The organism is Pseudomonas sp. YA1, from assembly GCF_058680555.1.
The window spans coordinates 1-23344 of the sequence record NZ_JBZWBG010000010.1; the positions used below are offsets into that span (position 1 = coordinate 1).

Consider the following 23344-nt stretch of genomic DNA (forward strand, 5'->3'; position numbering starts at 1 on the left):
CGGATCAGCGCCGGACTGCCGCGCAGGTACGCCTGCACGTCGCGCAGGCGCGACGGATCGCCCCATTCGGGTTGCTGCAGCGCTTCGCAGCGCCGTACGCGTTGCAATAGATCGTCCATAGTTCACCCCTTCCAGGATGGCCTCAGGTGGGAATGCCTTCGCGTTTGATCTGCGGGACCGGAATGCTCAGGGCGCGCAATTGCTGGAAGACGTTCATGAATTCGCGGTTGCGCTTGATCTTGCCGTCGTCCAGCTCGAAGGAATGCAGGAAGTGGTTCTCGTAGTAACCCTCGGGATACCCGGGGAAGAGGATCTTGCCGTGGCCGTCGCACTCGACCCAGAAGTGGTTGGGATCGTCGGTCTCGAAGACCTTGATGTTGTACCACTCCCAATCCGGGAAGCATTTCAGCGACCACACCGCGTGCTCGGCCAGCTTGTCCTTGCCACGAATGACGATGGGCGAACCGGTATCGGTGGTCCATAAACCGCCACAGCCGTCCTCGACGAAAAGTTCATGGCGGCGCAGGCGATCCTGGCCTTTGGTGTTCATATACTTGACCACCGTCTCGCGATTCTTCCTGCGCAACTCCACGGCGTCTTCGAAACCTTGGGGAATAGCATTATCGAGCATCGTCATATCTCCTCTTGAATTGGAATAATCATTAATCAGGTGGGAATGCCGTCACGTTTTATTTGCGGAACGGCTATTCCCAATGCACGCAATTTCTGCATCGGGTTCATGAACTCGCGATTGCGTTTTATCCGGCCGTTCTCGAGTTCGAAGGAATGGATGTAGTGGTTCTCGCAATAGCCCTGCGGATACCCCGGGACCAGCGCCTTGCCGCGCCCGTCGCACTCGACCCAGAGGTGGTTCGGATCCTCGGTCTCGAAGATCCGCACGTTGTGCCACTCCCAGTCGGGGAAGCAGCGCTCGAGCCACTCGGCGAGCCGCCTGAGGCTCTCATGGCCCCGGAAAACCAGGGGTTCGCCGCTTTCCGTGGTCCAGTTGCCGGCGCAGCCGTCCTCGACGAACAGGCTGTGCCGCTGCAACCGTTCGGCCCCCTTCATGCGCATGTAGTGCTCGACCGTGGCACGGTTGCGCCGACGCAATTCCAGGTTGTCGGTAAACCCTTTCAACCGTTGGTACTCTCGCATGGTGCGAATCTCCGCCAGTTCGAATCGACTGGCATCCATACCGGAAAGAAGACATCGGGATGACAGGCCGGAGAAATTGCCGTGAAGCTTTTTCCGGGCAAAAGTTGCCCGCTTCGGAGCGTCTCCAAAGTTTCAACTAATGCCGAATTGCCATGACCGAATGTTTCGCCTGAAACCCAGTTGTAACCAGATTTGACAGGGGACAAACTTATAAACGCTTTTTTGCAATAGCCATAACCCCTTAAAAATTACAGGTGTGGGGCATCGATTCCGTTCTATTCTTTGGCCGGTTTGCCAAGCGCCCGGAAAGTTGCACTAGCGTGCCGGACAACAGGAGGACGGGCGCAATGGCGAAGGGGGCAGCGGGGAAACGCTGCCGGTGGGAAGGCTGCGCTCAGGCGACCGGCGCAAACGCTATCCGGCCATTCGGTGAATGGCCGGACGCTTGCGTGGCGGCCTCGCTAGGCGACGAGGCGTCGATTCAGTTGAGCAGGCCGATGGCGTAGGCCTTCATGGTGGCCTCCGCCTTGTTGCTGGAGTTTAGCTTGCGCATCGCATTGACGATATGGAATTTCACCGTGCGCTGGTCGATCGACAGGATCAGGCCGATCTCGCCGTAGGTCTTGCCCACCGCGGTCCACTTGAGCATCTCGGTTTCCCTGGCGGTCAGGCGCACATTGCTTTCCGGGACGATGCGCGGCGCCAGCAGGTCGCCGAAGGTAGCCTGCAGCATGCTGGTGATCCAGAGCAGGAAGGATTCCTTCTCCAGGATTTCCGTGGCGGCGATGCTCTCGCTGGAACGCACCAGGGACAGCATGCTGATCAGCCCGTACTTGCCGCGGACCGGGATCGACCAGCCGTGACGGATGCCGTGATGCAGCGCTTCCTCCCAGAAGAAACGGTTCTCCTGGAAGTCTTCGCCATTCCAGATCAGCGGGGTGTATTCCAGGAGACCATGGCGCACGATCGGGTCGATGGATGTGTAGTCTTCGGAGATATATCTGCTTTTCCATTCCCCTGGGTAATTGGACAAGAAATGATATTTAGGCGCGGTCAGCGGGAAAGGCGCCCGCGCACCGAATGAAAAGAATTCGAATCCATAATTACCGCATATCTCGAGAACCAGGGAGAAGAACTCTTCCTCGGTTGTTATTCTTGACAAAATCTCGAGATATCCCTCTCTCTCATCATGCATGCCAGCTTCACCAGTCAACAATCGATCCCGGCAGGATTCGGTTCTTCAGCGTTTTTATTCTTTTTTGTTTCCGTCTTATCCACTCATGACAATTCCCTTTATCAAGCCGGACCTGGAAGTACATATCGCCGCCGGCCCTGTGCGGGAGTTCCGGACGAGGTCGAGCCCATTCGCCGCCCGCCGGGCGACGACGAAACGAGGCTGAAGAGAATTTCTCGATGAGCACGGACACGAGGCGCCGCGCAGGAACTGCGCTGTGCTGGAGGGGACGGCGCCCCGGATCTTTGCGGAAACCGTAGAACGGCTCTCCGATGGGCCTCACGGCGGTCTTTCTCATTGTTCTTCTCGCACGCTCCATCGTCGTCGGGAGGGCCTCCCGACAACAAACCTTGGCCCATGGCGGGCCTCGTCGACGAGGCTCCCCGGGGACCAGAAATGGCAACTACATACTTCCCCCCCTATCTCTCCGCAGATACCTGCCCGGAAGGGCAGGTTGTCCCTGCCGGGCTGTGACAATTTAATTCGACCAGGCATTTCATTGTCCGTGCCGATTTTCACGAAGCGCATTCTGAGGCAATTAAAAAGAGCGCTCCATTCGACCATGGACAAGCTATCCACGCCTGACCGAGATCGCCTTCCGAATATAGCGAAGCGATAACCGCAGCCTGCCGAGAAGTGCTTCAGACAATAAACAGGACGCTGGCCTTTCGTATCGATGAAAGTTCCGCATGGCGTCCGCCCCTAAGGAAGAGGAGATAAATATGATTTATTACTTGATCGGAGTGGCGCTATTCATCTTCATGCTGGAACAGTTGGTTCCCGGCTGGAAATTGCCCAAGGTGAGCACCTGGGTGGCCCGGGTGATCTTCCTCAACATCGTCCAGGTGTCGATCGCCCTGCTCGCCGGCATCACCTGGAACAAATGGATGATGGGGCACAGCCTGCTGCACACCTCGGATGCCCTGCCACCGCTGCTGGCCGGCTTCGCCGCCTACTTCGTCAACACCTTCGTCACTTACTGGTGGCATCGCGCGCGCCACGCCAACGACACGCTCTGGCGGCTGTTCCACCAGTTGCACCACGCGCCGCAACGCATCGAGGTATTCACCTCCTTCTACAAGCATCCGACCGAGATGGTCTTCAACTCGCTGCTGGGCAGCTTCGTCGCCTACGTGGTGATGGGCATCAGCATCGAGGCCGGCGCCTACTACATCATGTTCGCCGCGCTCGGCGAGATGTTCTACCACTCGAACCTGCGCACCCCGCACATCCTCGGCTACCTGTTCCAGCGCCCGGAGATGCACCGCATCCACCACCAGCGCGACCGCCACGAGTGCAACTACAGCGACTTCCCGATCTGGGACATGTTGTTCGGCACCTACGAGAACCCCCGCCGCATCGACGAGCCGCAGGGCTTCGCCGGTGACAAGGAGCAGCAGTTCGTCGACATGCTGCTGTTCCGCGACGTGCACAGCCTTCCCGGAAAAACCCAGCCCGCCCCCGTCCTGGTCAAGCCCGACGTCAGGTGAACGCCATGATTCCAGACATCGATTCCCGTCTCAGCCGGAACATATTGAAATCCATCTCGTATGGCCTCCCCCTCGCCGAAGTGGTCCCCGACCATACCTATGCGCAACTGGAAACGCGCCTCGGCGAACTGAAACGCAGGTATCTGGAGCTGCGCATCTCCCACGGCGCGCGCGAGCTGCCGTTCAGCAACTACCTGTTCTACCTGATCCTCCAGTCGCGCCACCAGGAATTCGACTTCAAGCTGCGCCAGGGCAACTCGGTGGTCACCAACATCCACCGTTTCAAGAGCAAGGGACGCATCCCGTCCCTGACCACCCTGCTCCTGGCCGATGCGGTCAACGCCAAGAGCGAGCTGGAACTCAAGCATCCGGACATCCCGCAGCTCGACTGCCACGCCCGCGACATCGAGCGCTGGCTGGCCGCCGGCAACGTCATGCCGCCCAGCGAGCGGGCCCTGCGCGGCCTGGTGGAGGCGCTGGAGCGCGCCGCTGGCGAAGGCCGTCCGTTGCACCTGGTGAGCGCGGTATGCCCGGACTACTCGCACTCCAGCGATGCCGAGGGCAAACCGCGCTACACCTTCGAGCGAGTCGGCGACCAGCCCGGCCTGGCCGGCGCCAAGCTGGTCAGCGCCGGGCAGGCGGTGGCGGAGCTGGCCAGGGCGCGCCAGGTGGAGATCCGCCACGCGATCCTCGGCGGCGAGTTCGAATACCTGTCGTTCAACCGCAACCCCGCCACCGGCGAGACCCGCGAGGGTTTCCTCGGCAAGGTCGAGCGCCAGCTCGAGCGGATCGCCGGGGCCCTGCCCTGCCCGGCCGCGACCTGCTCGTTCTTCGAGATGTGCGGCGGCGAGGACGGCTGGCACCGGGCCCACGGCGAGATCGTCCAGCGCCTGGAACAGGGCGACTACGGCCAGACCGGGCTGGACTACCCGGCCCTGGAATCGATCTTCCTGTCGCGCCTGCCGCTCTACGAGAAATGGTTCGCCAGCCAGTCGCGCGAGCAGATCTGGGCCAGCTTCGTCTCCCAGGCCGCCGAGTACGCATTGATGGGAAAACTCTTCGGCGAGCGCTTCGACAACTTCGTCGTGCTGGCCGTCGATCACTACCGGATGGAGCCGTTCTACTCGTTCTTCGCGACCGTCCCGACGCTCTACATCCGAACCGACTACCTGTAACCAGGGAGCGCCTGCGCCATGCAAGATGAACTGTTCAAGACCCGATACTCCAAGTACGGATACGGCATCGACGTGCGCCGTACCTACAAGGATCTGCCCTGCCAGCCGTTCTGGACCTGGGTCACCGGCAAGTCGCTGAACGACCGCCCGCCGCGACGGCCGAAAGACACCCTGCTCAAGCCCTGGCAGCTCTACCTGCACATCAGTTGGGGCTACGCGGTGTTCTTCCTCGCGGTGATCTACGGCCAGCAACTGCTCGCCTCGCAGCAGCCGCTGTGGCTGAAGTGCCTGCTGGGCGCGCTGATCATGTGCCTGGTGGTCAACCGCCAGCGCGGCTTCCTCCATACCTTCCACTACACCACCCATGGCGCCAGCCTGGAGAACAAGGCGCTGGCCCGCTTCACCTGCAAGTGGATCCTGTCGATCCCGATCCTGCACACCCCGCGCGACGAGTACGTGAAGCTGCACGTGAACGAACACCACAGCGTGCGCACCTTCAATACCGAGCACGACGTCGACCTGGTCTTCATGAAGCAGCACGGCTTCTACAAGGGCATGTCCGAGAGCGCCTTCTGGACCCGCCTGGTGCTCGCGCCCTTCCATCCGGCGCGGATCCTCGAGCACCTGAAGTTCCGCTTCGACGTCAGCTTCGTCTCCGCCCCGCGCCACGAGCGCGTCAGCCGGGCGCTCTACTGGGCCGCGCTGCTCGGCCTGGTGTACGCCAGCGGCTACCTGGAGGCGTTCGCGCTGTTCTACCTGTTCCCGATCTTCATCCTCACCCAGTACTCGTCGTGGATCCAGCACGTCTCCGAGCACCTCTGGTTCGCCCGCAACGAGCACGGCCTGCCGCGCTTCCTGCACTACGGCTCGCTGAGCTGGGGACGCTTCCTCGGCCGCCCCTACCCGGCCGACAAGCAGGGCCTGGCCTTCGCCCTGGCGTTCGTTCGCTGGAGCCTGGGCGTGCTGCTGATCGACATCCCGCTGCGGGTGTTCTCCTTCATGCAGGACCTGCCCAGCCACGACTTCCACCACCGCAAGCCGGGGGTGAACTTCTGGCGCATCGCGCCGGAGCGCGCGGCCAACGAGGCGCGCCCCTCGAAGTTCGGCCCGATGACCGAGACCTGGGGCATGTGGGAGAACTTCCTGATCCTGCGCGACCACCTCTGCCGCGGCCAGTCGGACCCGTTCGGAATCGTCGACTGGTACCGCGAGAACCATGCCCGGCTCGCTCCGGAGACCGATGCCGCCAACCAGCCCCACACCAACCAACCCGCATCCCAGGCTACCGCCTGATCACACAGGAAACCCCATGAATACTCAGATTGCCCAGATCACCCAGAGCCTGGCAGCCAACGGCTGCGCCTATATCACCCCCAGCGACGCGCTCTACGACGAGCAGGACTGGGAACTGATGAACCAGGTCCTGGCCAACTCGACCCTGCCGTGGGAGAAGATCCTGATCGGCGACGCCGACGAGGAGAACGACCTCTACGTGGCCCGTTTCATGACCGACCGCGACCGTCCCACGGTGGTCAACCATGCGCTGTCGGAGCTGATCATCCCGCGCGTCTGCAACGACAACGTGATGAGCCTGTTCCGCAAGCTGATGGGCGACGACGCCTTCTACGTGCGGCGCATGCAGGTGAACCGGATGAAGGCCGGCTCGTTCATCGGCCGGCACCTGGATACCGACAGCAACCCGGACTACCAGTACTCCATCGTCCTGCAGCTCGGCACCTACTTCGCCGGCGGCCAGTTCGTGGTCTACGACCGCGATGGCAACCTGCGCAACGACATCAAGCCGGAGCCGCGCTCGGTGATCATCAGCGATTGCAGCTATCCCCACGAGGTCCAGCGGGTGACCGCCGGCGAGCGCGTCTCGCTGGTGTTCTTCGTCAGTCGCCATGCGGACCGGAACCGTCGGGTCTATTGACCCGTCGGCGTGGAGACTCGAAGCGATGTCGAAGAACGCACGTTACGCCTGGCGCCTGTCCCTCGGCGGCCTGCTGCTGGGGCTACTGGCCTGCGCGGTCTACCTGCTGGCCGTCCCGCTGGGCTTCAAGTACGGCGAGATCCAGGTCGGCCATGGCCTGGAACACGAGGGGCGGATCGCCTGGGACGCCGCCGGCGTCCCGCATATCCGCGCGCAGAGCCTGGAGGACGGCTATTTCCTGCTCGGCTACAGCCACGCCAGAGATCGCCTGTGGCAGATGGAGTTCGCCCGCCGCTATGCCGGCGGGACGCTCTCCGAAGTGTTCGGCGCCAAGACCCTGCCGATGGACAGGTTCGCCCGCACCCTGGGCTTCCGACGCACCGCCGAAGGCATCTACGCCAACCTGGACGCGCCCACGCGCGTCCTGCTGCAACGCTACAGCGACGGGATCAACGCCTACCTGGAGCTGGCCCCGGCGGCGCTGCCGCTGGAATTCAGCCTGGTGCGCCACGAGCGGCCGGGGCCCTGGGGGCCGGTGGACAGCCTGTCCCTGCACCTGCTCTATTCCTGGACCCTGAGCGCCAACCTGGGCATGCAGTTGCAGCGCCTGGCGCTGGCCGAGCACCTGGACCTGGCGCGGATCAACGAGGTGTTCGCCCCCTATCCGGGCGAGCGGCCGCCGGCCACCCGCGACTACGCCAGCCTGTACCGCTCCCTGCGCGGCACGCCGGACGCCGGCAAGCTGCTGGGGCAACTGCCCGGTTCCAACGTCGAGGGCATCGGTTCGAACAACTGGGTGGTCTCCGCCAGCCGCAGCGCCACCGGCAAGCCGCTGCTGGCCAACGATCCGCACCTGCGCCTGACCAACCCGGCGGCCTTCTACCTGGCCAGCCTGAAGATCCCCGGCCTGAGCCTCACCGGCGCCAACTTCGCCGGCGCCCCGCTGTTCGTCATCGGCCATAACCAGCGCATCGCCTGGGGCTACACCAATACCGGCTCGCACATCCAGGACGCCTACCTGGAGCGCGTCGATCCCCAGGACCCGCGGCGCTACCTGACCCCGGACGGCTACCGGCCCTTCGAGACGCGCCTGGAACGCATCGCCGTGCGCGACGGCGAGACGGTCTCGCTGGAGGTCCGCAGCACCCGCCACGGCCCGGTGATCAGCGACATCTACGAACCGGCGCGGCTGCCGCAGGCGCAGCACGACCGGCTGGTGATCGCCCTCGCCTGGACCGGCCTCGACCGTCACGACAAGACCTTCCCGAGCCTGCTGGCGATCAACCGGGCCGAAGGCTGGGAACAGTTCCTCGACGCCGCCGCCGACTTCGGCGTACCGCCGCAGAACATGGTCTATGCCGACGTCGAGGGCAACATCGGCTACGTCTCCGCCGGTCGCGTACCGCTCCGCGGCGCCGACGACGACCTCCATGGCCTGGCCCCCTCGCCCGGCTGGGAGAGCCGCTACGACTGGGTCGGCTACGTTCCGGAAAGCGCCAAGCCACGCAGCCTCAACCCGCGCGAAGGGTTCATCGCCACGGCGAACCAGCGCATCGTGCCGCCCGACAATGCCTTCGACTTCGGCCACGACTGGGTCCTGCCCTACCGCTACGACCGCATCCGCGAGTGGCTCGGCGGCCCCGGCCAGCGCACCCTGGAAGACAGCCTGGAGTTGCAGAACGACGAGTTCTCCAGCGTGATGGCGAGCCTGTTGCCGAAGATGCTGGAGCAGGTCAGCGACCCCGAACTGCGCGCCAGCGAGGCCTTCGCCCTGCTCCAGGGCTGGAACCACCAGGCCGCCGCCGAGCTGGCCGCGCCACTGGTCGCCGGCTACTGGGTACGCGCCTTCACCCGCGAGCTGCTGCAACCGAGGATCGGCACGCAGTTGCTGGCCAGCGGCTGGAACCAGCGCAACTACGACGGATTCCTCCGGCTGATCCTCGACGGCCAGGCCGACCTGCGCTTCTGGTGCGGCCAGGAACAAGGCTGCGACCTCAAGCTGAACCAGTCGCTGCGCAGCGCCCTCGACGAACTGCGAGCCGCCCACGGAAGCGCGCCGGACGGCTGGAAGTGGGGCGAGGCGCACGCCGCCCTCGCCGAGCACGTGCCCTTCCACAAGACCCCGTTGCGCACGCTGTTCGACCTGAAGAACAACAAGGGCGGCGACAACTTCAGCGTCAACGTCGGGCGCTTCGACTACAGCGACCCGGCCAACCCGTTCAACACCCGGATCGCCGCGACCCTGCGGATGGTCATCGACCTGGCGGACTTCGACAACTCGCGCTACGCGCTGTCCACCCGCAACTCCGGCCTGCCGTTCGACGGCGCCACCGACCTCAACGAACTCTGGGCCCGCGGCGCGTACATCCGTATCGCCGACGACGCCCCCGACGCGACGGACCGCCAGTTGGTCCTGCGCCCTTCAGCCTCTTCCTCCGGCGAGCCACGACCATGACCAGCGATCCGCAGAAAAACGCCTTCGACCTCGACTACTCCAGCCGCGAACGGCAATTCCCCGAGGGCTTCAAACGCAAGATAGTCGCCGACCTGCAAGAGGGAATGCCGCAGTTCGACGTGCTGCAATACTTCGGCAACCAGCCGGATATCTTCGAGACCTACGACCACCTGGTATTGGCGACCGACCCGGAGGGCGAACGGATCATCGGCATCCTGGGCGCGAAGGACTTCGTCCGCGGCGCGACGCGCTTCCTCTACCTGTGGACGGCGATGGTGGTCGACCGCTACCACCGCACCAGCCTGTTCAAGCGGATCAACCAGTTCTTCCTGCGCCAGGTCAGCGAGCGCAACGGCGGGCTGCCGCCGCTGATCGTGGCGAAGACCTACAACCCGGTGGTCTACAACATGTTCCGCGCCCTCAGCGCGCGGATCCCGGGAGCGACGCTGTACCCGGACCTGGAAGCGCCGCGCCAGAGCCCGGACATGGTCGACCTGGCCCTCGACGTGGTCGGCACGCTGTCCGCCAACCTGCGCCTGGATGCGGAAACCGGCCTGATACCCGGCGGGCAACGCAGCGTCGCCCCGGATTTCTTCCCGCGCATGGCGATGTCCAGCCACGCCAGGACCAACGACCACTTCGTCGCCCACGTCGGCAGCAGCGACCAGATCCTCTGCATGGTCCGCCTCGCGCCCGGTGCCGAACCCTACGTGCAGCAGAGGATCATCCGGTGAGCGGACTCGCGCAGCGCTCCGACGACCCGTGGCTGGCGGCGCTGCCGGCCGCGGTGCTCTACGGCGCCTGGGCGGCCTATGCCAACCAGGACGGCGGCCTGGCCGGGATGGGCGTCGCCGCCCTGCTCCAGGGCGCCGCGAGTCTCCTGGCGACGCGCTTCGGCCTGTACCTGTTGCAATGTCTCGGCCGCCGCCACGGCCTTGCGCAACGCCAGGCGCCCCTGCTGGTGGTGCTCCTGCTGACCGCGCCGATGGCCGCGCTGCACTGGCTCTCGGGCACGCCGCATCCATTGGCGAGCGTGGCGCCATCGTTCGTCATCGGCTGGCTCTACTTCGCCCTCTGGGCGCGCCGCCGCCCGGGTCGCCGGCAAGCCAGCGGCGCCTAGCCGGCGCCCCCGCTCGAGCCGTTCCCCGTCGGCGGGATCGGCCCGTATACTCGGAGCCTTCCTATCCGCCCAAGGACGCGCCATCGCCATGCTGGAGATTCTCGGAAAGGCCTCTTCGATCAACGTGCGCAAGGTGCTCTGGACCTGCGCCGAACTGGACCTGCCCTACCGCCGCGAAGACTGGGGCAGCGGCTTCCGCGACACCCACGCGGCGGAATTCCTCGCCCTCAACCCGAACGCCATGGTGCCGGTGCTGCGCGACGGCGAACTGGTGCTCTGGGAATCCAACAGCATCATCCGCTACCTGGCCAACCGCTATGCCGGCGAACGTTTCTATCCGCAGCAGGCGGCGCCGCGCGCGCGGGTCGACCAGTGGCTGGACTGGCAGGCCTCCGACCTCAACCGCTCGTGGAGCTATGCCTTCATGAGCCTGGTCCGGCAGTCGCCGGCGCACCGCGACGCGGCCCAGGTGGAGGCTTCGCTGCGCGGCTGGACGGGCTTCATGGAAATCCTCGAGGGACAACTGCTACGCACCGGCGCCTATGTCGCCGGCGAGACCTTCAGCCTGGCCGACATCGCCATCGGCCTGTCGGTCAACCGCTGGTACGAGACGCCGTTCGAGCATCCGTCGCTGCCAGCGGTGCGCGCCTATTACGAGCGCCTCGGCGCCCGTCCCGGCTTCCTCGCCCACGGCCGCAACGGCGTACCCTGAGCGAGGCGCGCGATCACTGGCCGAGCGCCTTGTTCAGGCGCTGCGCCAGGGCGGTGGTGTTGGCGCCGGCGGTATCCAGCAGCAGGTAGTCGTAGTCGGACTTGGCCACCGGGGCGATGCGATATTGCAGGACGCCCTCGACCACCTGCTGGCCGGCCGGCACGCTGAGGGTGCCGACGCAGGACAGCACGCCGCTGTCGGGATCCTTCTCGAGGATCGCCACGTCGCGCAGCGCGCTGTCCTTGAACTCCGGCGAGCGCTCGGTGATCGCGCCCTGGAGGAAGATCCGCATCAGTTGGTCCTTCACGTCCGGCGAGGCACAGGCCTCGGCCTCCTTCTTCGCGCAGGCGCTCAACAGCAGCGCGGCGCCCAATACAGCGAGCACGGGTAGCTTCATCATCCCCTCGGGGGTCGGTTGGTGATGCGCAGTTGGACTGCGCCGCCGGCGAATGATTCCCAGGCCCCGCGCGGCGCCTGCCGCAGCCAGCACTGGCCAGCCGGCGCGTCTGCCAGTAGTCTGTCCGCCGCGCTGGCGACGCCGGCCCCACGCCAACTGGAGCAAGACATGTACCGAGACACCGTGACCCTCACCGTCAGCGCCGAGCAACGCGGCCGCGAAAGCGAGGCCGTGGACAACCCGAACGTCGCCATCGGCCTGGAAAGCGTCGAGCCGGGCGTGCTCAAGCTGCACTTCGAAGGCCAGCTGGACGCCCCGGAGAACGCTACCCACATCTGCTTCAGCCTGACCATCGGCCTCACCTACTACGGCCCGATCCTCGACGGCGCGGCCAGCGAGAAAGGCGGCTGGATGACCTTCGAGAGCGACATGCTCGACCCGGCGCAACTGGCCTGATCGACTCTCCTTCGCAGCCATCCACCATGCGGAAGGCTGCGAAGTGGCACTTTGACACCCATCCCCCGGCGGTCTATAGACAGTTGCAGAACAGACACGGAAGTGGTGGTTCAGCATGTCAACGTCTTCGACAGTTCGCCCCACGACGAGCCTTTCCGGGATATCCCAGGCCCGCTTCCAGGGGACCCTGACACACGCCTCCCCAGCCTTTCGCGGGACGACTTCTCCGCCTGCGCTCTCCCATCCCCCATGACAGCACCCGGCCGGCGACACGGGCACCGACAGCGCCAGAGCGTACCGACCGGCCTGCGTAACGGGTAGCGACCGGTCGAGTTCTGGCACGCCGGAAAAGAATCTCCATGCGGGAATCGTCATGAAAATACTCGCCCTTCTCGCAGCCTGCCTGCTGGCAGGCTGCGCCGCCAACGCCCCGCTGCGCGATGACAGCGAATCGACCTGCGCCGACATGCGGCCTTGCAGCGACAGCTACTACGAACGCCATCCGAACTACGAGATCGGCTTCGTCGAATACAGCGAGCGCGGCAACGACTTCGCGCCTGCCAGAACGCAACGCCTGATCGACCAGCTAAAGCGCTACTCCGCCCGGGAGGACATCGCCATGGTGGTGTTCATTCACGGTTGGAAGCACAACGCGGGACGGGACGACGGCAACGTCGCCAGCTTCAACAAGGCACTCGCCAATCTCGCCTCCTCCGGGGTGCTGGGCAAACGCAGGCTGGTCGGCCTCTATGTTGGCTGGCGGGGCAAGTCGATGCATGGCCTGTATAGCGAGAACCTGACCTACTGGGACAGGAAGGCCGTCGCCGAGGAAGTCGGCCGGGGTGGCGTCGCCGAGTTGCTCGCCCAGTTGGAACGGATCGATCGCAAGGACAGGAACTATCTGGTGATCGTCGGCCACAGCTTCGGCGGCGCAATCACCCTCGGCGCACTTCACGACCCGTTGCTCGAACGCCTGCTGGCTCTCCAGGACGGTCAGCGGATACGCGCCTTCGGCGACGCGGTAATCATGCTGAATCCGGCGATAGAGGCCAATCAGGGCCTGCTGCTCAAGGAGAACAGCCTCAAGGTCGGCGCCCTGGGAACCCAGCCGCCGCCGCTGCTGTACGTCATCAGTTCGCACGGCGACAGCGCCACCCACTTCGCCTTCCCGCTCGGCCAATGGGTCGGCGTCAACCTCACCTGGAGCCAGGTGGACCTGGACAGGACCTACAACGGAACCCGCTATCGCCTCCGGGAAGAAGACCTGGATACCACCGCCCTCGGCAACTACAGCCTGTATCGGACCGCCCTGCTGATCGACCGCGAGTGCCCGCTGCCGGATGGCAGCGACAACTGCGCGCCAAGACCGCCCGAACCACGGGTGATCGACGACACCGATATCGGCAAATGGCGCTTCAGGAGCTTCTGCAGCGCGGACGGCGGCAACGCCGATCCGGCGCTGCCGCGCATGCCCTGCTACAGCAACGAGCCGGTCAACTTCATCTACACCTCGCAGTCCTTCATCGCCGACCACAACGATATCTTCAACGACCAGGTGATCGCCTTCATGGCCACCGCCGTCAGCAAGGCCATCTACGAACGTACGGCTGGCGCCTCCTACTACCGGGAGTGCCACGACCCGGTGCGGAAGAACTTCTCGTTCGGCAAGTGCTTCGACTTCCACTACCTCAAAGCCACGGCCATGCACCGGCGGCTGCAACGGCAACTCTCGGAACCCGGCACCCGCAGCGAACAGGACGTCCTCTATGAACACCCTCTCTAGCCTGCTCCTGATCGGCTTCGCCGTCGTTCTGCTCGCCCCGCGGATGGCGCCCGCCGCCAGCGCCGCCGAAGACAAGGCCACCTATTGCGGCTCCGGCTTCACCCAGTATCTGGTTCCGGACGACGTCGCGGGCTGCTCGCTCAGCGAGGCCTGCCGCCTGCACGATATCTGCTACGGCCGCTGCGACAAGGACGGCGACCTCTACGGCAGCGCCTACTGCGCGCAAAGCGAAAAGTCCGAAGCCCGCAACATGAGCAAGCAGCAGTGCGACGCCAGGCTGCAGGCCGACATCGCCGCACAGAACGGCAACAGCCGCCTGTGCCGCGCGGTGGGAGGCGTCTACCGGGTATTCGTGAAGCACCTGGGGCAAGGTCCGTTCAATGGCCGGGAGGCACTGGACATCTACCTGAAGGTCATGCAATCGGCGCCCAGCGCAGCCGACGCCGACGCCGACGCCCGCCTCGAAGCCATCCATCAACTACAGAAGCAGGGCCTGACCGACGCCAAGGAAATCCGTTACGACGCCGAGCGTATCGTCATCCCACTCAACAGGCCCGTGGAATCGCCGTTGACCAACGGCTCGGACACTCTCGTCCTGCCGCGCAACCTCGACCGGGAACGGCTGCGCCAACTGGACCAGCGGCTCATCCGCCAATGAGCCTCAGAACAGCGCCATCTGCCGGTCGACCAGGGTGGCGAAATCATCGCCGACGAACGGCAGGATGGCGTCGGCCACCGGCTGCAACTGCTTGCCCACGTAGTGCTCGTAGTCGATGGCCGAACGCCGCGCCTCGAGCGGCTCGGGACCGGCGACGCTGATCACGTAGCTGATCCAGCCGCCGCTCTGGTACTGCCGCGGGCGCCCGCGCTCGAGGTTGTAGTCGTCGGCGATGCGCGCCGCGCGCACATGCGGCGGCACGTTGCGCTGGTAATCGTCGAGGCGCCGGCGCAGGCGCTTGCGGTAGACCAGCAGGTCGTCCAGCTCGCCGGCCAGGGTCCGTCGTACGTAATCGCGCACGTAGTCCTGGTAGGGCTGGCGATTGAAGATGCGCAGGTAGAGTTCCTGCTGGAAGCGCTGGGCCAGCGGCGACCAGTCGGTGCGCACGGTCTCCAGGCCCTTGAAGACCATCTCCTCGCCACCGTCGGCGCGGCGCACCAGGCCGGCGTAGCGTTTCTTGCTGCCCTCCTCGGCGCCGCGCACGGTGGGCATGAGAAAACGCCGGTAATGGGTCTCGAATTGCAGCTCGAGGGCGCTGTCGAGGCCGAATTCTTCTTTCAGGTGCTCGCGCCACCAGTCGTTGACCCGCGCCACCAGCGCCCGGCCGATGGCCGCGGCCTCCTCCTCGGCGCGGGGGCTGCCGAGCCAGACGAAGGTGGAGTCGGTATCGCCATAGATCACCGTATAGCCCTCGGCCTCGATCAACTCGCGGGTACGGCGCATGATCCGATGCCCGCGCAGGGTGATGGACGAGGCCAGGCGCGGGTCGAAGAAGCGGCAGCCGCTGGAACCCAGCACCCCGTAGAAGGCGTTCATGATGATCTTCAACGCCTGCGAGAGCGGCTGGTTGCGTTCGCGCTTGGCCGCCTCGCGGCCCTCCCAGACCCGTGCGACGATGGCCGGCAGGCAATGCCGGGTACGCGAGAAGCGGGCGCCGCGAAAGCCTTCCACCGAGTGCTCGTCGTCCGGCTGGCGCAGGCCTTCCACCAGGCCGACCGGGTCGATCAGGAAGGTACGGATGATCGACGGATACAGGCTCTTGTAGTCGAGCACCAGCACCGATTCGTAGAGGCCCGGCCGCGAGTCCATGACGAAGCCGCCGGGACTGGCTTCCGGACGCTTCTCGCCGAGGTTCGGGGCGACGAAGCCGGCGCGGTGCATCAACGGCATGTACAGGTGGGTGAAGGCCGCCACCGAGCCGCCGCTGCGGTCCGCCGGCAGGCCGGTGACGGTGGCCCGTTCGAGGAGGAAGTCGAGCAGTTCGGTACGGGCGAAGATCCGCGTCACCAGTTCGCAGTCCTTCAGGTTGTAATGCGCCAGGGCCGGCTTGTCCTCGGCGAACATGCGATCGATCTCGTCCATCCGCTGGTACGGATTGTCGATCGCCTTGCCTTCGCCGAGCAGGGTCCGGGCGACGTTCTCCAGGCTGAACGAGGGGAAACTCCAGGTCGCCGAGCGCAGCGCCTCGATGCCATCGATGATCAGGCGGCCGGCCGCCGCGGCGAAAAAGTGGTTGTTGCGGCTACCGTGCTCGCGCCAGCCCATTTCGTCGCCGCCACGCCCCAGGCGCAGCGGCACCTTCAGGCGCTGGGCATGCTCATGCAGGACGCGCAGGTCGAACTGCACCAGGTTCCAGCCGATGATGGCGTCGGGATCGTGCTCGGCCAGCCACTGGTTGAGACGTTCAAGCAGCCCGGCACGGCTGTCGCAATAGTCGAGGCGGAAATCCACGGCCGCGGCATCGCCGTTGGCCGGGCCGAGCATGTATACCTGGCGCTGGCCGCAGCCTTCCAGGGCGATGGAGTAGAGATCGCCGCGGGCGTTGGTCTCGATGTCCAGCGACACCAGGCGCAGGCGCGGGCGATAGTCCGGAGCCGGCTTCAGGCGCCGGGCGAGCAGGCTGCCGTCGGCCTCGACACTCGCCTCCAGGCTGACGGGCGCGGTGATGAAGCGCTCCATCAGGTAGCGCTCCGGCGGCCGGATATCGGCCTCGAACACCTCGACGCCGGCCTGGCGCAAGCGTTTCTCCAGATTCATCAGCTGGCGATGCTGCTGGCAGTACAGGCCGAGCACCGGCCGCTGCTGGAAGTCGCGCAGCGCCAGCGGCCGCAGCTCGGCGCCAGTCTCCCCGGCGAGCAGGGACTCGACGCGCCCGCGCTGCTCGGCGAGGACGAACGCCACCGACGGCTGCGGCGGCAGCCGCACCTGCCGCGGGCCCTGCTCGGTCGCCAGCCAGAACGCGACTTCCGTGCCGGCCGGCGTATCGCGCCAGTGCCGGGTCAGGACGAACCCTTGCAGTAACTCCACCATCGACCCCGAATCTCTCGCATCCGCCGATTCTACCCGGCCTGCCTTGGGAACGCTGGCATCTTCGGTCAGCCGGCAGCAGCCAGGCGCTTGTAGAAATAGGTGGTGGGACAGGGCGTGCCGTCCGGCATCAGGGCGTAGTCCGGAATTTCCCCGACCCGTGTCCAGCCGGTCTTCAGGTACAGCCGTTCGGCGGCGCTGCCGCTGACCGTGTCCAGCACCAGCAGGGACTTGCCGCAGGCCCGGGCGAGCCGGTCCAGCTCGCCCATCAGCGCCTCGCCGATGCCGCGCCGACGCGCACGCCGGTGCACCAGCATCTTCGCCACGTCGGCGCGGTGCGGCTGGTTCGGCGGTTGGTCGAGGAGCAGTTGCACGGTACCGACGATCCGCCCCTCCGCTTCCGCCACCAGCAGCAGGCGTTCGTCGCCCGCCACGCTCTCGCCGACGCCGCGCCAGAAGGCCAGCGCCCGCTCCCGCGGCAACGGCCACATGAAGCTGACCGAAGCCCCGCCTTCCACGCAGTCCAGCAGTACCTCGGCCAGTTCGTCCAGGCGCGCCAGGATCTCCTCGCCAGCCAGGCGGCGAATCGTCGGTTCGGTCATCGCGGGCAAGCTCCAATGCAAGATCGAATTTCTAATATATTGGACAGTGACTATCATGGACGAGAAAAATCCGCCAGGGCCACTCATGGATATCGACGAACTGATTGCCCGACGCCTAGCCGCCCTGCGCAAGGAGCGCGAGCTGACGCTCGCCCAGCTGGCCGAACGCTGCGCGGTGAGCAAGGCGATGATCTCGCGCATCGAGCGCAACCAAAGCAGCCCCACCGCCAGCGTCCTCGGCCGTCTCGCCAGCGGCCTGGGGGTCGCCCTCTCCGAGCTGCTCGGCGACACGCAGGCGCCGGCCGAACCGCTCTGCCGGCGCGCGCAGCAGGAAGTGTGGGAAGACCCGGCCAGCGGCTACCGCCGCCGCCAGGTCGGCGCTCGCGATCCGCGCAGCGGCTGCGAGATGGTGGAAGTGGAGATCCCGGCGAACGCCCGCCTCGACTATCCCCGCTGGGGCGGCCGGCCCTACCGGCAGCGCCTGTGGCTGGTCGAGGGTGCGCTGCGGGTGGATTACGGCGAGCAGTCGTTCCACCTCCAACGCGGCGACCGCCTGGACTTCGGCGTCGACCGCGCGGTGACCTTCGCCACCGCCGGGCAAGCCTGCCGCTACCTGCTGGTGATCCTCCACGACTAGTCGTGCGGCTTTTTCCGCCGGCGCTCCGGCGACCAGTCGAGGGCGCCGACCCGGTGCAGGTAGAACAGTCCGACCAGCAGCAGGGAGACGAACAGCGTCGCCTCGACGAAACCCGCCCAGCCATTCTCCCGCAGCGACACCGCCCAGAGGTAGAGGAACGGCATCTCGATGCCGAAGATCACGAACAGCATGGCGACCAACGCGTACTTGACCGAGAAGCGCAAGCGCGACGAGCCGGTGGAATCAACCCCCGACTCGAACGGCAGGTTCTTCGCCCGGCCATGCGACCGGCCGCCCAGAACCCGGCCCAACCCCAGCATGAGCAGGCAAAGGGCGAGCGCGCCGAAGAGGTAGGCGAGCAAGGCCCAGGTCGCGGGAGCGAAGGATGCGTACATGATGGTCACCCCTCAGCCCTGGCGGGTCGCCAGCTTGAGAATGACGATGCCGGCCACGATCAGCCCCACCGCCAGCAGCCGCAACGGGCTCGGGCTTTCGCCGAAGAGCAGGATGCCCAGGGCGAAGGCGCCGACCGCACCGATGCCGACCCAGATGGTGTAGGCCGTGCCGAGGGGCAGGGTTTTCATGGAAACGGCCAGCAGGCCGAAGCTGAGGATCATGAACAGCAGGGTGACCAGGCTTGGCCACAGGCGGGTGAAGCCGGCCGACTCCTTCATGGCCGTGGCCCAGACGATTTCGAAGACACCGGCGAGCAAGAGATAGATCCACGCCATTTTCAGCCTCTCTGCAGGGTCGTCCCCGCGCAATGAAAGAGGGAAAACGGGTCGTCCCGCTTCCGGCTGAAAGTGCGTGCCGCCCGGGCGGGCGTCAGTCACCGACGGCAGCGATCCTAGCGCGTTGCCGATGCCGGGTGAACGCCTGCGCCGACGGAGTTGTTTCGCCGCGTTTCCGCGCCGCGCCCGCCGGGACGCTCGGCAGGATTGATCTAGACTTTCGCAGGATCGTGCAAGGCGTCCGTTTCGTCCTTCGCGCACACTTCGCCCGATGCATCCCTGCCTGATAAGAGATAACGCCCTGCCCGGGCCTTTCCGTGGAGAATCAGCATGCCCACCTCGCTCGTCCTGAACGGCAAGAACGTCACCCTCGACGTCGATCCCAACATGCCCCTGCTCTGGGCCATCCGGGAAAGCGCCGGCCTGCACGGCACCAAGTTCGGCTGCGGCATGGCCCAGTGCGGCGCCTGCACCGTGCAGCTGGACGGCACCGCGGTACGTTCCTGCGTGCTGCCGGTCTCCGCGGTCGCCGGCAAGCGCGTCACCACCATCGAGGGTATCCAGAGCAAGCCCGGCAAGGCCGTGCAGGACGCCTGGGTCAAGCTCCAGGTACCGCAGTGCGGCTACTGCCAGTCCGGCCAGATCATGTCCGCCACCGCGCTGCTGGAGCAGAACGCCAGCCCCAGCGACGCCGACATCGATGCCGCGATGAACGGCAACATCTGCCGCTGCGCCGCCTATGTGCGGATCCGCGCCGCCATCCACGAAGCCGCCGACACCCTGAAGGCCTGACGCCATGAACAGCAAGATCGATCTGAGCAACGCCCTGCCCGGCTCGCGCCGCGGCTTCCTCAAAGGCGCCGCGGTGGTCGGCCTGACCATCGGCTTCCAGTGGAGCGGAGCCCGGCGCGCCCTCGCCGCGGCCCTGCCGGACGCCGGCTTCGCGCCCAACGCCTTCCTGCGGATCGCCCCGGACGACAGTGTCACGGTGATCGCCAAGCACGTGGAGATGGGCCAGGGCGCCTATACCGGTATCGCCACCATCGTCGCCGAGGAACTCGACGCGGACTGGAGCAAGGTCCGCGTGGAAAGCGCGCCCGCCGACGCCAAGCGCTACGCCAACCTGGCCTTCGGTACCATGCAGGGCACCGGCGGCAGTTCGGCGATGGCCAACTCCTGGATGCAATTGCGCGAGGCCGGGGCCAAGGCGCGCGCGATGCTGGTCGAGGCCGCCGCCCGCCAGTGGCAGGTACCAGCCGCCGAACTGCGTACCCGCGACGGCTTCGTCGAACATCCGGCCAGCCAGCGCAAGGCCAGCTACGGTTCGCTGGCCGCTGCGGCGGCGGAACTGCCGGTGCCGGAAAAAGTGCAATTGAAGGATCCCAAGGACTTCCGCCTGATCGGTCACCAGGCGCCGCGCGTCGACGTTCCCGGCAAGACCGACGGCAGTGCGCAATTCACCCTCGACGTCAGCCTGCCCGGCATGCTGGTCGCCCTGCTCCAGCGCCCGCCGCTGTTCGGCGCTACGGTGAAATCGTTCGACGCCACGGCGACCAGGACGATTCCGGGGGTGGTCGAGGTCGTCCAGGTGCCGCACGGCGTGGCGGTGGTCGCCAAGGGCTTCTGGGCGGCGAAGCAAGGCCGCGACGCGCTCAAGGTCGAGTGGGACGAGAGCAAGGCCGAGAAGCGTGGTTCCGAGGCGCTGATGGCGGAGTACCGCAAGCTCGCCGAGCAACCCGGCAAGCCCGCGCGCAGGGACGGCGACGCCGCCAAGGCGGTGGCCGGGGCGACCCGCAGGATCGCCGCCAGCTACGAGTTCCCGTTCCTCGCCCATGCGCCGATGGAGCCGCTGGACGCAGTGGTCAGGCTGACCGCCGACAGCTGCGAGATCTGGGCCGGCGACCAATTCCAGACCGTCGACCAGGGCAATGCGGCGCGTACCGCCGGGCTGAAGCCGGAGCAGGTGAAGATCAATACGCTCTACGCCGGCGGCAGCTTCGGCCGGCGCGCCAACGCCTGGTCGGACTATATCGTCGAGGCGGTATCGATCGCCAAGGCGCTGGGCGCCAACGGTGTGCCGGTGAAGTTGCAATGGACCCGCGAGGACGACATCCACGGCGGCTTCTATCGGCCGATGTACTACCACCGGCTCGAAGCCGGGCTCGACGCCGACGGCAAGCTGGTCGGCTGGCAGCATCGCATCGTCGGCCAGTCGATCCTGGAAGGCACGCCGTTCGCCGCGGTGATGGTCAAGGACGGCGTCGACGCCACCTCGGTGGAAGGCGCCGCCAACCTGCCCTATGCGGTGCCCAATGTCTCGGTCGAGCTGAGCACCACCCAGGTCGGTGTACCGGTCCTGTGGTGGCGGGTGGTCGGCAGCTCGCACACGGTCTACGCGGTGGAAGCGTTCATCGACGAGGCCGCGCAGGCCGCCGGCAAGGACCCCTACCTGTTCCGCCGCGACCTGCTGGCAGAGCAGCCGCGCCTGCGCGGCGTGCTCGAACTGGCCGCGGAAAAGGCCGGCTGGGACCCGTCCAGGCCGCTGCCCGCCGGACGTGGGCGCGGGATCGCGGTGACCGAGGCATTCAAGACCTTCGTCGCCCAGGTGGTCGAGGTCTCGGTGGACAAGGACGGCAAGCTGAAGGTCGAGCGGGTGGTCTGCGCGGTGGACTGCGGCATCCCGATCAACCCGGACGTGATCGCCGCGCAGATGGAGGGCGGCATCGGCTTCGGCCTCGGCGCGATCCTGCACAGCGCGATCACCCTGAAGGACGGCAAGGTCGAGCAGAACAACTTCGACGGCTACCAGGTGCTGCGGATCGCCGAGATGCCCAAGGTCGAAGTGCACATCGTGCCCTCCGGCGAAGCGCCCACCGGGGTCGGCGAACCCGGTGTGGCGCCCATCGGCCCGGCGCTGGCCAATGCGATCTTCGCCGCCACCGGGCAACGCCTGTACAACCTGCCCTTCCCCACCTCCTTCGCCAAGGCCTGAGCGAGACGCACGCCGGCAGCTCCACGGCTGCCGGCGCGGCGCGGGCGGCCCTCCGAGGATCGCCGCCGACCATACGGGTCCCCCCGGTGTCGCGCCGATTTGCCTCCGCCCGGCGTCGGGCGCAGACTTCAGCGTCCATTCGCCCGCGTAGCCAAGTATGACCGAGCCTCTCCCTTCTTCGTCCCTGGGCCCCGCCCTGCGTCGCTGGCGCCTGCTGCATCGGGTCAAGCAAACGCATGCCGCCGAATTGCTCGGCGTGGCGCAATCGACCATCTCGCGCTGGGAGTCCGGTACCCAGGCGCTGCTGGTGGAGGAACGGGCACGCCTGGAGCGTCTGCTCGGCGCCCGCCTGGAAGCCGCCGCCGACCAGGCACTGGCCCGCCTGGTCGAGGCCAACCCGCAACCCGTGCACCTGATCTGCGACCTCACCCATCGCCTGTTGGCCTGTTCGCCGGCACGCGCCGCGCAATTCGGCGTGCCTCTCGGCGAACTGCTCGACCGTTCGCTGTGGCCCTATTGCAGCGAGGAAATCCTCCGCCAGGAAGCCACCCTCGAGGAACTCGGCTGGCGCGAACTGCTGGCACCGCCGGCGCTGGAGTTCGCCAGCGGAGCGAACGCCTCGGCCATCGTGCCGATCCGGCGCAGCCGTTGCCGCTGGACCCGCATGACCCTCTCGGACGGACGCGCGGTGCGCCTGGTGGAAACCCTCTGAACGTCGCCACGGATATTTTATCCATGGACCTTCAGCACCGCCGCGCCTAGGCTTGCAGGCTCGTTTCACCGGTAGCGGAGCCCGCGCCATGTCCCTCGAACTGCTGAGCAACCGCCTCGAATTCCTCCGCGAAGCCGAACGCCTGAAAGACGTCCTGCGCTCCGCGCACACCTCCTCCGGCCGCCCGGAAAGCACCGCCGAACATAGCTGGCGGCTGTGCCTGATGGCACTGGCCTTCGAGGACCAACTGGCCGGCCTGGACCTCGGCAAGGTTCTGCGCATGTGCGTGGTCCACGACCTCGGCGAAGCGATCCACGGCGACATCCCCGCCGTCGAGCAAGCGGCGCACCCGGACAAGGGCGAACAGGAACGCGCCGACCTGTTGCAGCTGACCCGTCATCTGGACACGCCGCTGCGCGATCGCCTGCTCGCCCTGTGGGACGAATACGAGCGCGGCGAGACCGCCGAAGCCCTGGCAGTGAAAGCGCTGGACAAGCTGGAAACCCTGCTCCAGCACACCCAGGGCGACAATCCGGCGGACTTCGACTATGCCTTCAACCTCGACTACGGCCGTCGCTATACCGACCGCGCACCGCTGTTCAAGACCCTGCGCGAGTTACTCGACGCCAGGACCCGACAGCGCCTCGCAGCTCGGCGCGACGCCTAGCGTGCGCCCGCCCGGGCAGCGTTACCAGCGCCACCGCCTACGTAGCTCGCCACGGTTACAGGGAAGCG

General features: G+C 66.2%; 24 protein-coding genes and 1 pseudogene. 16 read left to right on the forward strand and 9 right to left on the reverse strand.

All coding sequences use genetic code 11. The annotated features are described in order from the left end of the window. From AC4OR5_RS15380 to qscR, 4 genes and pseudogenes are all read right to left on the reverse strand, one after another. Positions 1–119: pseudogene (locus tag AC4OR5_RS15380) on the reverse strand (phospho-2-dehydro-3-deoxyheptonate aldolase); the annotation flags it as partial. Between the two features lie 23 nt (positions 120–142). Beyond that, entirely contained in the window at positions 143–631 is a 489-nt protein-coding gene (gene phzB, locus AC4OR5_RS15385; protein ID WP_003115119.1) for a phenazine biosynthesis protein PhzB, read from the reverse strand. 35 nt (positions 632–666) lie between these two features. Next, positions 667–1155: a phenazine biosynthesis protein PhzA gene (gene phzA / locus AC4OR5_RS15390; protein WP_009877875.1), complete on the reverse strand. Its 489-nt coding sequence runs from the start codon at positions 1153–1155 to the stop codon at positions 667–669. A gap of 481 nt (positions 1156–1636) precedes the next feature. Further along, the gene (gene qscR, locus AC4OR5_RS15395) at positions 1637–2350 is read right to left on the reverse strand and encodes a quorum-sensing transcriptional repressor QscR (protein ID WP_003118960.1); all 714 of its coding nucleotides are present in this window, start codon (positions 2348–2350) and stop codon (positions 1637–1639) included. 761 nt (positions 2351–3111) lie between these two features. Between qscR and AC4OR5_RS15400 the strand changes: the two genes are divergently transcribed. The 8 genes from AC4OR5_RS15400 to AC4OR5_RS15435 all read left to right on the forward strand — a co-directional run bounded on the left by AC4OR5_RS15400 (position 3112) and on the right by AC4OR5_RS15435 (position 11274). Then, positions 3112–3879 (forward strand): sterol desaturase family protein, encoded by a 768-nt coding sequence (locus AC4OR5_RS15400; RefSeq protein WP_058160620.1) that lies wholly within the window; start codon positions 3112–3114, stop codon positions 3877–3879. Positions 3880–3884: 5 nt separating this feature from the next. Further along, entirely contained in the window at positions 3885–5054 is a 1170-nt protein-coding gene (locus AC4OR5_RS15405; protein WP_058160622.1) for a hypothetical protein, read from the forward strand. A gap of 18 nt (positions 5055–5072) precedes the next feature. Beyond that, positions 5073–6347, forward strand: a complete 1275-nt coding sequence (locus tag AC4OR5_RS15410; RefSeq protein ID WP_003102695.1) for a fatty acid desaturase — start codon at positions 5073–5075, stop codon at positions 6345–6347. A gap of 16 nt (positions 6348–6363) precedes the next feature. Continuing rightward, positions 6364–6987, forward strand: coding sequence for a 2OG-Fe(II) oxygenase (locus AC4OR5_RS15415; RefSeq protein WP_009314568.1), 624 nt, complete (start codon positions 6364–6366; stop codon positions 6985–6987). A 25-nt stretch (positions 6988–7012) separates the two neighbouring features. Beyond that, positions 7013–9442, forward strand: a complete 2430-nt coding sequence (locus tag AC4OR5_RS15420) for a penicillin acylase family protein (protein ID WP_058160623.1) — start codon at positions 7013–7015, stop codon at positions 9440–9442. Next, on the forward strand, positions 9439–10176 hold the full coding sequence (locus AC4OR5_RS15425) for a hypothetical protein (protein WP_004349323.1): 738 nt from the start codon (positions 9439–9441) through the stop codon (positions 10174–10176). The genes AC4OR5_RS15420 and AC4OR5_RS15425 overlap by 4 nt, the downstream gene beginning before the upstream one ends. After that, a complete protein-coding gene (locus tag AC4OR5_RS15430; protein WP_003088144.1) occupies positions 10173–10562 on the forward strand; it encodes a hypothetical protein in 390 nt (129 codons plus the stop codon). The genes AC4OR5_RS15425 and AC4OR5_RS15430 overlap by 4 nt, the downstream gene beginning before the upstream one ends. A gap of 88 nt (positions 10563–10650) precedes the next feature. Beyond that, entirely contained in the window at positions 10651–11274 is a 624-nt protein-coding gene (locus AC4OR5_RS15435) for a glutathione S-transferase family protein (protein WP_058160626.1), read from the forward strand. 13 nt (positions 11275–11287) lie between these two features. Here AC4OR5_RS15435 and AC4OR5_RS15440 read toward each other — a convergent pair whose 3' ends face one another. Next, a complete protein-coding gene (locus AC4OR5_RS15440; protein ID WP_003115740.1) occupies positions 11288–11674 on the reverse strand; it encodes a hypothetical protein in 387 nt (128 codons plus the stop codon). 165 nt (positions 11675–11839) lie between these two features. On the opposite strand from AC4OR5_RS15440, the gene AC4OR5_RS15445 reads away from it, so the two are divergent. The 3 genes from AC4OR5_RS15445 to AC4OR5_RS15455 all read left to right on the forward strand — a co-directional run bounded on the left by AC4OR5_RS15445 (position 11840) and on the right by AC4OR5_RS15455 (position 14568). Next, a complete protein-coding gene (locus tag AC4OR5_RS15445; protein ID WP_058160628.1) occupies positions 11840–12127 on the forward strand; it encodes a hypothetical protein in 288 nt (95 codons plus the stop codon). Between the two features lie 373 nt (positions 12128–12500). Beyond that, positions 12501–13910 carry an alpha/beta fold hydrolase gene (locus AC4OR5_RS15450; protein WP_058160630.1) on the forward strand — a complete coding sequence of 470 codons (1410 nt, stop codon included), beginning with the start codon at positions 12501–12503 and terminating at the stop codon, positions 13908–13910. Then, the gene (locus AC4OR5_RS15455; protein ID WP_058160633.1) at positions 13894–14568 is read left to right on the forward strand and encodes a hypothetical protein; all 675 of its coding nucleotides are present in this window, start codon (positions 13894–13896) and stop codon (positions 14566–14568) included. The genes AC4OR5_RS15450 and AC4OR5_RS15455 overlap by 17 nt, the downstream gene beginning before the upstream one ends. 3 nt (positions 14569–14571) lie before the next feature. On the opposite strand, the gene AC4OR5_RS15460 is transcribed toward AC4OR5_RS15455, so the two are convergent. Continuing rightward, positions 14572–16935, reverse strand: coding sequence for a DNA polymerase II (locus AC4OR5_RS15460; protein ID WP_003122806.1), 2364 nt, complete (start codon positions 16933–16935; stop codon positions 14572–14574). A 68-nt stretch (positions 16936–17003) separates the two neighbouring features. Then, positions 17004–17537, reverse strand: coding sequence for a GNAT family N-acetyltransferase (locus AC4OR5_RS15465; RefSeq protein WP_003102722.1), 534 nt, complete (start codon positions 17535–17537; stop codon positions 17004–17006). A gap of 85 nt (positions 17538–17622) precedes the next feature. Here AC4OR5_RS15465 and AC4OR5_RS15470 point away from each other — a divergent pair, with 85 nt between their 5' ends. After that, a complete protein-coding gene (locus AC4OR5_RS15470) occupies positions 17623–18174 on the forward strand; it encodes a helix-turn-helix domain-containing protein (protein ID WP_003132721.1) in 552 nt (183 codons plus the stop codon). On the opposite strand, the gene ndhC is transcribed toward AC4OR5_RS15470, so the two are convergent. Further along, positions 18171–18569, reverse strand: a complete 399-nt coding sequence (gene ndhC, locus AC4OR5_RS15475) for an NADH-quinone oxidoreductase subunit A (protein ID WP_003088123.1) — start codon at positions 18567–18569, stop codon at positions 18171–18173. The two genes, AC4OR5_RS15470 and ndhC, sit on opposite strands and share 4 nt — an antisense overlap. Before the next feature lie 12 nt (positions 18570–18581). Next, positions 18582–18905 carry a DMT family transporter gene (locus tag AC4OR5_RS15480; protein ID WP_003102734.1) on the reverse strand — a complete coding sequence of 108 codons (324 nt, stop codon included), beginning with the start codon at positions 18903–18905 and terminating at the stop codon, positions 18582–18584. A 330-nt stretch (positions 18906–19235) separates the two neighbouring features. Between AC4OR5_RS15480 and AC4OR5_RS15485 the strand changes: the two genes are divergently transcribed. The 4 genes from AC4OR5_RS15485 (at position 19236) to AC4OR5_RS15500 (ending at position 23276) form a co-directional block, all read left to right on the forward strand. Continuing rightward, positions 19236–19697: a (2Fe-2S)-binding protein gene (locus AC4OR5_RS15485; RefSeq protein ID WP_003102736.1), complete on the forward strand. Its 462-nt coding sequence runs from the start codon at positions 19236–19238 to the stop codon at positions 19695–19697. Between the two features lie 4 nt (positions 19698–19701). After that, positions 19702–21897: a xanthine dehydrogenase family protein molybdopterin-binding subunit gene (locus AC4OR5_RS15490; protein ID WP_058160634.1), complete on the forward strand. Its 2196-nt coding sequence runs from the start codon at positions 19702–19704 to the stop codon at positions 21895–21897. Between the two features lie 157 nt (positions 21898–22054). After that, complete coding sequence (locus AC4OR5_RS15495) at positions 22055–22609, forward strand: helix-turn-helix domain-containing protein (RefSeq protein WP_003088112.1); 555 nt, start codon at positions 22055–22057, stop codon at positions 22607–22609. Between the two features lie 88 nt (positions 22610–22697). Then, the gene (locus tag AC4OR5_RS15500) at positions 22698–23276 is read left to right on the forward strand and encodes an HD domain-containing protein (RefSeq protein WP_003110488.1); all 579 of its coding nucleotides are present in this window, start codon (positions 22698–22700) and stop codon (positions 23274–23276) included. The last annotated feature ends 68 nt before the right edge of the window (positions 23277–23344 follow it).